The sequence below is a fragment of the Mucilaginibacter sp. P1_D10 genome, assembly GCF_056406215.1.
This window is the reverse complement of the sequence record NZ_JBFUAP010000003.1, coordinates 92,843-104,941: the sequence shown is the minus strand read 5'-3', so window position 1 is coordinate 104,941 and position 12,099 is coordinate 92,843. Positions and strand designations below refer to the sequence as shown.

At 49.4% G+C, this 12,099-nt stretch carries 9 protein-coding genes; 1 reads left to right on the top strand and 8 read right to left on the bottom strand.

Annotated features, from left to right (window positions below; translation table 11 throughout):
- Positions 1-90: 90 nt before the first annotated feature.
- The 4 genes from AC1DYT_RS05050 to kduI form a co-directional block, all read right to left on the bottom strand.
- The gene (locus AC1DYT_RS05050; RefSeq protein WP_477468555.1) at positions 91-645 is read right to left on the bottom strand and encodes a pyridoxamine 5'-phosphate oxidase family protein; all 555 of its coding nucleotides are present in this window, start codon (positions 643-645) and stop codon (positions 91-93) included.
- Complete coding sequence (locus AC1DYT_RS05045; protein WP_477468554.1) at positions 638-1,234, bottom strand: TMEM175 family protein; 597 nt, start codon at positions 1,232-1,234, stop codon at positions 638-640. The genes AC1DYT_RS05050 and AC1DYT_RS05045 overlap by 8 nt, the downstream gene beginning before the upstream one ends.
- A 252-nt stretch (positions 1,235-1,486) precedes the next feature.
- Complete coding sequence (locus tag AC1DYT_RS05040) at positions 1,487-2,302, bottom strand: SDR family oxidoreductase (RefSeq protein WP_477468553.1); 816 nt, start codon at positions 2,300-2,302, stop codon at positions 1,487-1,489.
- 17 nt (positions 2,303-2,319) lie between these two features.
- Positions 2,320-3,150, bottom strand: coding sequence for a 5-dehydro-4-deoxy-D-glucuronate isomerase (gene kduI / locus AC1DYT_RS05035; protein ID WP_477468552.1), 831 nt, complete (start codon positions 3,148-3,150; stop codon positions 2,320-2,322).
- 81 nt (positions 3,151-3,231) lie between these two features.
- Here kduI and AC1DYT_RS05030 point away from each other — a divergent pair, with 81 nt between their 5' ends.
- A complete protein-coding gene (locus AC1DYT_RS05030; protein WP_477468551.1) occupies positions 3,232-3,849 on the top strand; it encodes a NanQ anomerase/TabA/YiaL family protein in 618 nt (205 codons plus the stop codon).
- 527 nt (positions 3,850-4,376) lie between these two features.
- Here AC1DYT_RS05030 and AC1DYT_RS05025 read toward each other — a convergent pair.
- Genes AC1DYT_RS05025 through AC1DYT_RS05010 form a run of 4 tightly spaced genes read right to left on the bottom strand, consistent with a single transcriptional unit; the run spans position 4,377 to position 12,056 of the window.
- Positions 4,377-5,588, bottom strand: a complete 1,212-nt coding sequence (locus AC1DYT_RS05025; RefSeq protein ID WP_477468550.1) for a glycoside hydrolase family 88 protein — start codon at positions 5,586-5,588, stop codon at positions 4,377-4,379.
- A 9-nt stretch (positions 5,589-5,597) separates the two neighbouring features.
- On the bottom strand, positions 5,598-7,046 hold the full coding sequence (locus tag AC1DYT_RS05020; RefSeq protein WP_477468549.1) for a phytoene desaturase family protein: 1,449 nt from the start codon (positions 7,044-7,046) through the stop codon (positions 5,598-5,600).
- Positions 7,047-7,055: 9 nt separating this feature from the next.
- Positions 7,056-7,847 carry an NIPSNAP family protein gene (locus tag AC1DYT_RS05015; protein ID WP_477468548.1) on the bottom strand — a complete coding sequence of 264 codons (792 nt, stop codon included), beginning with the start codon at positions 7,845-7,847 and terminating at the stop codon, positions 7,056-7,058.
- A 45-nt stretch (positions 7,848-7,892) separates the two neighbouring features.
- Complete coding sequence (locus AC1DYT_RS05010) at positions 7,893-12,056, bottom strand: hybrid sensor histidine kinase/response regulator (protein WP_477468547.1); 4,164 nt, start codon at positions 12,054-12,056, stop codon at positions 7,893-7,895.
- Positions 12,057-12,099 lie beyond the last annotated feature (43 nt).

Genomic DNA, 12,099 nt, shown 5'->3' with positions numbered 1-12,099 from the left:
CTATTGCATCGTGGCAAACACACCCCTGCCACCACACCATCCAACGCACCCCTCTCTAGAGGGGAATTGAAAAAATCTCCCACCGCCGAACTAAAACTCATCAAACATCGCCGTGGGCAGGCCATCCATGCTGATGCGGTTCTTTTCTGCTTGATACTTTTCTATCCCTTCGGCGCCTTTGTTTTCGGCCCATTTGATGGCCTGGTCGCGCTCGCCCAGGTATTCATAGTATGGGGTGCCGAAGCCGCAGGAGGTTTGCACCATATGTATATCGGCCACAATTACCTGCCTGGCAGCCAGCGGCAGGTGGAACAGCCCGGATAGTTCTTCCCACTCATGGTGCCCGGGCAAAACCGTATAGCCTTTACCATACAGGCGCAGGATATTCGGCGGACCATCGAAGGCGCAGAACATGATGGTAATGCGGCCGTTCTCCAGCATATGTGCCGAGGTTTCGTTGCCGCTGCCGTTGATATCCATGTAGGCTACGCGCGTAGGCGATAGTACCCGGAAGCTATCCATCCCCTTAGGTGACAGGTTTACATGCCCGGCGGCATCAAGCGGTGCCGATGCTGTGAAGAATATCTTCTGTGCGGTGATAAACTCACGATGCTTATCACCAATCTCATCAAAAAATTTAGCCACCTATCGGGCCCTCCTCATGCCCTATTTTATTTTCTATGCGCCTATCAGGGATAAACCAAATGCAGGCAACTACCACATACAGTGCAAAACCAAGCCATGCGTAAAAAAACGACACGCCTACCGCCGTTGCATATATCCCCAGCGAAACCTTTCCTTTATAGTCGCCACCTAATGCCCGGGCCAGCAGGGAATGCTCACCATGGTGGTGTATCAGCACCCTTGCCAATATGGTGTAGGCAACGGCGCACATAATCAATACCACACCGTAGCATACTACCGGCCATTTGGCAAAGTGATTCTCGCCCATCCAACTGGTAACAAATGGCACCAGCGACAGCCAAAACAGCAAAAACAAATTGGCCCATAACGCCGCACCATTTACAGATTTTACCGCATGGAACATATGGTGGTGGTTGTTCCAATAGATGCCCACGTATATAAAACTAAGTGCATAGCTCACGAATACAGGCAGCAGCGGCAGCAGGCCTTCTATATCGGCGTGGTGCGGCACTTTCAATTCCAACACCATAATGGTGATGATAATGGCTATAACACCATCACTAAACGCTTCTATACGGCCTTTGCCCATACTATCTTTTTACTTGTTTTATTAAATGAGGCTGTATCATAAATGCATTTTGGGCTTTTTTACTCAAAATCAAATTTGGCTTTGTGTTCTTTGTGTTTCTCCCTTCGCGGACTTTGCGGTAAAATTTTAACCACAAAGTCCGCAAAGATTGGCATATAGTTTAGCGCAAAGGGCACAAAGCCTATTTTGACCAAATTTAGTTTTGTTGTTTAACGCTGGGTTTTATTTATGATACAGACTCATTTTTTCATTTTAAACGCCGCTAAATACCGAGAACCCGCCATCTACGCAAATCATCGAGCCGGTTACAAAGGCCGAGGCATCGCTCAGCAGCCATACCAGGGCTCCAATCAACTCATCCGGATGACCAAACCGTTTGAAAGGGGTGTTGCGGATAACCGACTCGCCCCTCGGTGTATAACCGCCCTCGGGCTTGGTAAGCAAGTTACGGTTTTGTTCGGTAAGGAAAAAACCGGGGGCCAGCGCATTCATGCGGATGGCATCGCCATAGCGGTAGGCCAGCTCTACGGCAAACCACTGGGTGTAGCAATCAACGGCAGCCTTGCCCATATTGTAGCCCAGCACCTTAGTCACCGCGCTTTTGGAATTCATGGAGGAAATATTCACAATACTCCCCCTACCCGTCTTCGCTATCTCCCGGCCAAATATTTGTGTGGGGATAAGCGTTCCCCACAGGTTAAGGTCGGCCACTTTTTTCATACCATCCAGTTTCATGGCAAACAGATCCTCCTCGGGCTGCAGCACGCCATCGGGCATGTTGCCGCCGGCACCATTAACCAAGCCATCTATCCGGCCGAATTTGGCCAATATCTTATCCTTTGCAGCAATCAATTGTGCCTCGTCCATGGCATCGGCTATCAGCGCAATGGCCTGCCCGCCGCCCGCATTGATAGCGGCTGCGCGTTCTTCGGCAACTTGTTCGTTTCGGCCCAAAATGCCAACAGCACCGCCTGCTTCTACTATCCCTTTGATGAATGCATTACCTAAAATGCCCGTGCCGCCGGTTACTATAATCACCTTGCCGGCTAATGAAAATTTGTTTTCCAAGTCTGTATTTGTTTGTGTTATCTGATATCTGTTATCGCTATTGCATCCATGTCGGTATAATCGAGGTTTTCGCCGGCCATGCCCCAAATAAAGCTATAGCTGGATGTGCCACTGCCGGAGTGGATGCTCCAGGGCGGCGAAACCACCGCATCGTAATTACCCAGCAGGATGTGCCGGGTTTCTTGCCCCTCTCCCATGTAATGGAATATCTTTTGCCCTTCGGGCAGATCGAAATAAAAGTAGGCCTCCATGCGGCGGTCGTGCACGTGGGGTGGCATGGTGTTCCAAACACTGCCGTTTGCCAGTATAGTAAGGCCCATTACCAGTTGGCAGCTTTTGATGCCTTCGGCGTGGATGTATTTGTTGATTACGCGCACATTGGCCATGGCCGTACTACCCGCATTAACCTTAACTACCTCATTGTTGCTTACCAACGTGGTAGGATATATGGCGTGAGCAGGTGCAGATAACAGGTAAAATACAGCAGGCGATGCTGCATTCGCGCTGGTGAACGTAACCGATTCAACGCCTTTGCCGATATACAGGCAGTCGAGTTTCTTCAGGGTGTATGCCTGGCCATCTGCAATTACCTCACCATCACCGGCAACGTTGACGATACCTATCTCGCGGCGTTGCAAAAAATAATCAGCACGCAGGTTGGCGTAATTGGGCAAGTCCAGCTGACTGTCCGCAGGGCATGCCGCGCCTACGATCATCCTGTCGTAATGGGTGTAAACGCAGTTGAGGGCACCGGGCTGCACCAGTTTATCTATCAGGAACCGCTCGCGAATTTGTTGGGTATGGTAGCTTTTAAAGTCTTCGGGGTGTACGCTGTGTAATACTTTCAAGGCAGAATTGTTTATATTTATGCTGTATAAAAAGCTATTTTTATCCCGCCGCCAGCCGGGCGCCAATTATCAAACTAAACTATGAAACATTTATCAGCCTACAAAAGCTTGTGCGCGCTTATTGCCTTATTAATCCTCGCAAACGTTTGCATAGCGCAGAGTGGCCGTACCGTGTGGACCGAAAAAACGGCCAAAGCATGGCTTAAACAACGCGTTTGGGCCAATGGCTTAAAGTTAAACCCGGAGCAGCCACTGAACGTAATAGAGTTTGCCAAACAATACGAAGCCAACAAAGCCGGCTGGGATAAAGTAATCGCCTTTTTGCGCGATCGTAACCTGGAACTGATGGCGCCGGGTAAATACCCCATAGATGGCGACAACATATTCGCAATTATCACCGAGCCTGAACCAAAAAAGCTCGACAGCGCGGGATTTGAAACGCATAAGAATTTTATCGACCTGCATTACGTCATATCAGGCAGGGAGGACATATACACGCAGGGCAAAAAAGATTCGGTAGTGGTTACCAAGCCATACGATGAAACCAAGGATGTGCAGAATTATTACATCAAAGGCAAAGCACATACGGCAACGCCCGACTACTTTTTCCTGTTTTTCCCAGGCGAACTACACGAAGCGGGCATAAGAAACGGCGGAAAGGTGAAAAAGCTGGTTATTAAGATAAGGGCGGTGAATTGATAGCATACGTTGCCGCAGGTTCCCTTATCGGGGGAATATGCGGAGACATTAAAGACAAGAATGAATAGAAATGCAAATATTTAAATCAATTCTGCGGATCGTATTTGCAACGAATTCGGTATTGTGTATTTTGGTAGCCCTGCATAATGTAAATAATTTACAGGGCGAAGCAAGATTCTTTGGCATGCTTTTACTTTGGACCGATCTATTGATGTTCCCGTTATTTATTGCATTTATATTCGTGCTGTTGTATAGCTGCCTTTTTAAACGCAAACCAGTTTCTTTTTTTAAAACCGAATTAATCTATCTATTAATACAAATTGGCTCAATCATTTTGTTCGAACTTTCCTACTTAAAATGCCCAGACTGTCCGGGCTAAAATTGTTGATAAAGATAAAGGCGGTGAATTAACGCTATAAGCTAATTTTACCGCAAAGAAAGAAAGTTGGTTTACCATTAATAGAGCGCTAAAACAACCTTCGCGCTCTTTGTGAAATCTTTGTGTCCTTTGCGGTTAAATCACCAAGCTATTTCCTCCCCGCAAACGCCTTGTACCTTTCCATCGCTTCCACAAAATAATAATCGGCATAAGTTAGCGGCACGTCAATCTCCGTACCTGCCGGGAAATGGCCCACGCTATGTTGCAATATAAAGCCGCCATTGGTTTGGGGCAATGCCTTATAGATTTTAGATGATAAGGCAATCAGGATACTTTCCGCTGCTTTAAAGTATTTGCTTGCAGAAGGCTTGTCGCTGTAGCGACAAAGTTCCAATAATGCGGAAGCGGCTATGGCTGCGGCCGAGGCATCGCGCAGGGCGTTGGGGATGTTTGGCGCATTGTAATCCCAATAGGGTATCTTATCTGCCGGGAGGTTAGGGTTATTGAGTATGAAGCCTGCAATATGGTCTGCCTGTTCCAGGTACTTCTTGTCCTTTGTCTCTCGGTACATTACGGTAAAGCCATAGAGGCCCCAGGCTTGCCCCCTGGCCCATGCCGATTCATTTGCGAAGCCCTGGGCGGTTTTCTTTTCCTGTACGGCACCTGTTTCAGCATTATAATTAATCACGTGGTACGAGCTGTAATCTGCCCGGTAATGGTTTTTGATAGTGGTGTTGGCGTGGGTAACCGCGATTTTGTAGTAGCTGGAATCGCCCGTCTCGCGGGTAGCCCAGAACAGCAATTCGAGGTTCATCATATTATCGATGATGACCAGGAAATCAGACGGCTTAGAATCCCACGATTTAATACAACCCACCTTTGGGTTGAAACGAGTAGAGAGCGATTTAGCGCTATTTATCAGTATCTGCTTGTATTCCGGCTTTGGCTCCAATTGGTTGGCCGTGCCGAAGCTGCAATACATCATAAAACCCAAATCGTGCGTATGCGTATTGTATTGCTCTTTTGCTAAAACAGCCATGATGCGGTCGGCTTCTGCTTTCAGGGCTTCATCATGGGTTTGGGCGTAAAGCTTGAGCAGGGTGCCGGGATAAAAGCCGCTGCACCACCAGCCCGAATTGCTGGTTTCCGTCTTCCCCGTTTCGGGGTGGAAAGTTTTAGGGAATTGCTCTGGCCGCAATAGCGTGGCCATGTACTTGTACTGTGCATCTGCAAGCTTAAAATCGCTTTGTATGTTGTCTAATAAAGCTTTCTGAGGTTTAAAAGGGCTTTTTTGCTGCGCGGATGCGATGTGGAACAACATCGCGAAGCACGACACCAACCAGGTTCTATTAACTTTCATGAGGTAAATCTATAAACTATCAACCGAAATATCGAACACATCTTTAAGCGCTTTTTTGGCCGACCAGAAACCGCACATGCCATGCACGCCGCCTCCTGGAGGGGTTGATGCCGAACATAAATAAATACCCTTTGCCGAGGTTTTATAGGGAGAATAACGCAAAACGGGGCGTGTAAACAACTGCCCGATATCTATTACCCCTCCGTTGATGTCCCCGCCCACATAGTTGGCGTTGTAGGCCTCCATCTGCGTGGTATCCATGGTGTGTTTGGCCAATATCCGCTCGCGGAAGCCCGGGGCAAAGCGTTCAACTTGCTTTTCGATGACCTCCGTCATGTTTTGGGTAGAGCCATTGGGTACGTGGCAGTATGCCCAAGCCGTGTGCTTGCCCTCCGGTGCACGCGACGCATCGAACATGCTTTGCTGGGCCAGTAATACGAATGGTTTTTCCGGGTGTTGTCCGGCCCAGGTCTGCTGCTCGGCTGCTTTGATTTCTTCGAAGGTATTGCCAATGTGCACGGTGCCTGCCCGCCTGCAACCTTCTGCAGTAAAGGGTATAGGACCATCCAACGCCCAATCAACCTTATAAACGCCCATGCCGTAGCGGTATCGTTCCAACTGCCATTTGTATATGGCCGAGAATTGATGCCCGGCAATCTGCAGTAGTTGTTTTGGCGAAATATCGAATAACACCGCATGCGCGGATGGCAGCTGCGATAGTGATTTTACATAAGTACCGGTCTCTATCTTACCTCCTATCGAAGTAAAATACGCAGCTAAAGCGTTGGCAATGCTCTGCGAACCGCCCTTAGGGATGGGCCAGCCGCCCAGATGCCCCGCTGCCATCAGCACCAGTCCTATGGCCGATGTGGTAACATGGCTAAGCGGCTGCATAGAATGCGCCGCCATGCCCGCCAGCAATGCCCTCGCTTGTTCGGTTTTAAAACCATTTACCAAAAAGGTAGCCGGCGGCATAGCTTTCAGCCCAAAACCGGCCATTATTAACGGATGTTTGGGAATATGCAGCGGACCTAAAACATCGCTATCAATTTGCGGCCAGGCTTCCGTTACAGATGCCATTAATTTGGTGTATGTGGCTTCGTCGGCACCCAGCAAACGGGCGGTATCGGCTACGCTGCCTTTTAGCAGGGCTGCTGTGCCATCATCTAAGGGATGCGCAGCATCAACATCCGGATTGATATATTCCAGGCCAAAATCGGCCAGCGGCAAAGTCTTAAAAAATGGCGAGGCGGCAGCCAGAGGATGTATAGCCGAGCAGATATCATGCCTAAAGCCGGGCAAGGTTAGCTCGGCAGTACGCAGGCCTCCACCTATCGTATCCTTGGCTTCCAGCACCAGTACCGAAAGGCCTTTTTGCTGCATCAAAATAGCCGCAGCCAGTCCGTTGGGGCCAGAGCCTACTACAACGGCATCATAATCGCGCTTTTCCAGTTTCATTCAGTAAATTTAAAAGTCAGAATATTCGGTGGGATGCAAGAAAACAGTATCGTTGCGCGATACGTTATTCTTGTATTGCTCGTCGGCAATAAGCGCCTTCCAAATCGGGTCGGCAAAAAAAGCAGTCCAATGCTTGTCGCGTTCCGGCATGTTTTCGTAACACGTCAAATACATCAGGTTGGGCATATGGCTGCCTGCCACTACGCTGCCATAAAACACGGCGTTGGCACCAATTTTATCAAAAAGGTCGGTTTCGCCGCTATTGAACATCTTTACCTTGTTGATATGGTATTTTTCGGTTGGGCTCTCATAGCTGCGCAACTCATAAACGCGTGCAGCCCTGTCGCCTGTCAATTTAGGCGCAACAGGAAAAAGACGCGTAGCAAATGCCGTAAGCACAATGGTTTCCAGCCGGGTATATGGCGCGCTTTTGTAGCCTGCATCCAGGTAATCCTTGGCGGCCGCCGCACCATCGCCAGCATCAATCACCTTCCGCTCGAAGCCTTCCAGCTGTTTCCAGTTTTTAAATGGTAAAAATACGTAGGTGCGGCGGGCGGTATCGGTATCGGCAGGCTTGAATACGCCTATATTGGCCATGCCCATTTTATGTAGTTGGGGCAGGTAGTAATCTTTCAGGTATGCATCGGTAGCTTGCTCCTGCGCCTTATCCTTAAAGTGGTATATCTTTATCTGGTAGTAATATCCGCCGGAGGCCAAAGCCTTAGCAGTTATCGAAGTAACGGCAAAAACCAATAATAGCAGCCCCACAATGCGGAACATTTTAGTTTGAGAGATTATCATAAATGATGTTTAGTTGGGGTAAAGTTATCTAAATTATAGCATAACCTAAATAGCCGTTTTGCTGGGTTCCCATTTTTCCAGCGCGTTCATTATTTCCTGGAGCTTGAGGGGCTTGCTCAGGTAATCGTTCATACCGGCCTGCAGGCACAATTCGCGGTCCTCTGTCATGGCGTTGGCTGTCATGGCGATGATTACGGGTTGGTGGTCCATATTCTGGCGGATGAAGCGGGTAGCCTCCAATCCATCCATCTCGGGCATCTGCACATCCATCAAAACCATATCGTATTTCTTGCCAATGAGGGCGTTAAGGCATTCGTGCCCGTTCTCTACTATATCGGGCTTATAGCCCATTTTATTGAGGATGTATCTGGCCAGTTTCTGGTTGATGGCGTTATCCTCGGCAATGAGGATATTGATAGGGTGCTGCCTGGCAAAATCTTCGGAGAACGGTGTTTTTACCGGTTGCACTTCGTCCTTGATTTCGATATTCAGCTTAAGTTGCTCAATTACATGCTTATACAGCACATGGTGCTTGGTTGGCTTGGTCAACGCCACGTTGAACAAGTGCTTATTTTTCTTGCTCTGCTCATTACCCATAGAGGTTAGCAGGATGATTGGCAGCGAAGGGGTTTTCTCCCGAATCTTACGTGCCAGGTGTATGCCGTCCATCTCGGGCATGTTCATGTCTGATATTATCAGGTGCACAGGTTCGTCGCCTGCCAGGGCCTTAAGCGCCGCATCGCCCGATTCGGCCATTACAGGTACAAAATCCCATTGCTTCAGTTGCTCTTCCAGTATATCGCGGTTGGTTTGGTTGTCGTCTACCACCAAAATACGCTTGTTCTGCACTTCCGATAGGTTCAGGTGCACGTAATTGCGCTGCGTTTTTACGCCCGGCCTTGCTTTTATGCTAAACATAAAGGTGGTGCCCTTACCCACCTGGCTCTGTACGTCTATATCGCCGCCCATCAGGGTAACCAGCTTTTCGCTGATAGCCAGGCCAAGGCCGGTGCCACCATACTTGCGGGTGGTGCTCGAATCTACCTGCGAGAACGCCTTGAACAGCCTGTTAAGTTTGTTCGGCGGGATGCCGATGCCCGTATCGCGTATCTCGAACTGCAGCTCGAATTGCTTATCATCGGTACTTTTCAGCTTTACGCAGATAAACACCTCGCCTTTGGCGGTAAACTTTACGGCGTTGCCCACCAGATTGATCAGCACCTGCCGCAGGCGGAAAGCATCGGCAATAATCTGCACGGGTACGTTGTGCTCTACCTGGTACACCAGGTCGATATTGGTGCGGGCCGCTTTCTCGGCAAACACGTCGAGCACGGCTTCGATGCAATCGCGCAGGTCGAAGTCATGTTCCTCCAGTTCCATTTTTCCCGATTCGATCTTCGAGAAATCAAGTATATCGTTTATTACATTCAGCAGCGCATCGCCGCAGGTTTTGATGGTTTCAGTATATTCCTGCTGCTCTAAGTTGAGTGGCGTGTTGCCCAAAAGGGTAGCCATGCCCATTACGCCGTTCATGGGCGTGCGTATCTCGTGGCTCATGGTAGCCAAAAATATGCTTTTGGCCTGGTTGGCTTTTTCGGCTTCCTCGCGCGATTTCTCCGCTTCCTGGCGCAGCGCACGCTCGGCCTTGCTCATTTCTCCAAGCCGCTGGGTACGCTCCTCTACCTGCCGCTCCAGTATTACCTGCTGCGCTTTTATCGCGCTTATGCGCAGTCTGAATATAGCGATCACACCGCCCACTACCACCAATACAGCCAGCATTTTAAACCACCAGGTGAGCCAGAAAGGCGGCTGGACTATTATGGTTAAACCCTGCGTAACCGGCGACCACAGCCCCGCCATGTTTTGATACTTTACCTTAAAAGTATAAGTACCCGCAGGCAAATTGGTGTAGGTAGCCGTATTGCGCGAACCCACGAAGTTCCACTCCTTATCGAAATTTTCTAATATATAGGCGTATTGCTTTTTATCGGGCGAGGTAAAATCCAACGCGGCAAACTCCAGCGAAATAACCGACTGCTTATAATTTAGCGTGATGTGTTTCGCATCGGATATATCCTGTTTCAGCGGCGAAGCATCCGTGCTGTTTTTGGCTACAGGCACCTTTTTGTTGAACACCTGGAACGATGTGATCATCAGCGGTGAAAAACCCGCTGGCTTCAAAATCTGCCCGGGCGAAAACGCGTTGAAACCGTTTACCCCACCGAAGTACAGCCTACCCGATGCGCCTTTGTACGCCGAGTGCGATTTAAATTCATCTTCCTGCAGGCCATCCTCTACCGAGTAATTCTTGAAAGTATGCGTGGCCGGGTCGAAAGCGGAGAGGCCGTTGTTGGTGCTTATCCATAGTTTGCCGTCGTCATCCTCGCGGGCAGCGTAAATGATATCGCTGGGCAGGCCATCCTTTTTAGTATAAGTGGTAAAATGCCTGGTGATGGGATCGAACTGGTTAAGGCCCGAGAAAGTACTTATCCAGATGCTGCCGCTTCGGTCTTCAAAAAGATCGGGCACGTTATCGTCGCTGATGCTGTTTTTTGCCGCGTTGTGTTTAAAGCGGGTAAAGCTGCCCGTTTTTTTGTCGAAAAGATTCAAACCGCCATCAAAGGTGCCTACCCATAAATTACCGCGGCTATCTTCCAGCAGGGAATACACCCTATCGCTGCTGATGCTGCGGGGGTTGTTGGGGTCGTATTTATAATTGGTGAACTGCTTTGTTTTTTTATCGTAATGGCTAAGCCCGTCGTTGTAGGTGCCTATCCAGGCGGTTTTGTCTTCAGCGTTTATCAGCGCGTAGATGTTGTTGCCCGGCAGGCTGTTGGGGTTACCGGGCTGGCTTTTGATATTGGTAAAGACGCCGGTTTTAGGGTTGAAGATGCTGAGGCCATCTGCCCAGGTACCCAGCCAAAAATCGCCATCCGCGTCCTGGTTCACCGTGAGCACGAAGTTGCCGGTGATGCTGTTTTTGCCGGGGCTGTGCGTGTAGTGCGTAACATCCCCCGTTTTATAATCGAATTTATTGAGGCCGCCGCCATCGGTGCCTGCCCAAACGTTGCGTTGCGCATCTTCGTAAACTGCCAGCACAAAATCATTCGATAGGCTGTTGCCCGAAGAATTGTGCCGATAGTGCGTAAAGCTGCCCGAGCTGCGCTTGAACAGGTTGATGCCGCCGCTGAACGCGCCGAGCCACATATTGCCCTGCCTATCCCTGGTGATGGCGTAAAGCGTATTGCCGGTAAGGCTGTTCTTGTCTATATCGTCGTGCAGGTAGGTGTAGAATTTTTTGGTTTCGGGGTTGAAGATGCAGAGGCCGCCGTTTTCGCTGCCTATCCAAAGGTTGGCGTTCTCATCCATATTGAGGCTGTAGATGGTAGAGCCGGATAAACTGTTCTTATCCGTATCGCTATGCTTGTATCGGGTGAATTTGCCCGTTTTTACGTCGAGCATGTTCAGGCCGTCTTTCTGCATGCCAACCCACAGGCGGTGCTTATTATCCTCGAAAATGCAGCTTATGAAATCGCCGGATATGCTTTGCGGGTCGGTAGCGCTATACTTGTATTTGGTGAAGCCTTTTTTGTCGTTATCCAGCACGTTGAGGCCGCCGCCGGTAGTGCCGGCCCATATGCGGTTATCGGCAGTGCGGTACACCCAGCTCACCTTATTATCTCCTAAGCTGCGCTTATCCGCAGCGTTGTGCCGGTAATGGCTAATGACTTTGTTGGTTTTGGTATCCAGGTAATCCAGCCCGTTTTGGCCGGCTACCCAAAGATTCCCTTTTTCGTCTACCGAGAGTTTGTTGAGGATATTGCCCGAGAGCGAATTGGGGTCACTATCCTTGTGCTGGTATTTTACGAAGCGGCCGGTGCGGCGTTCCATCTTGTTAAGGCCGATAATGGTAGCGATCCATATATTGCCCTCCTTGTCCTCTACAATATCGGCCACCATGCTGCTGCTTAAGGACGATGTATCCTGCGGGTCGTGGCGGAAAGTGGTGAAACCGTAGCCATCGTACTTACTGAGGCCGTCGCGCGTACCGGCCCATATAAAGCCGCGGCTGTCCTGTAATATGCAGCCTACGTTTATCTGCGTCAACCCCTCCTTTTTCCCCAAATGCTCAAATTTGAGGCTCTGGTTTTGGCCATAGCTGCTCAAAGCGGAAAACGCAAGCACGAACAGGAATAAACGTTTATACATTTAACGCCAGGGGGATTAACAAAAAAAACAAGTTTATAATTGG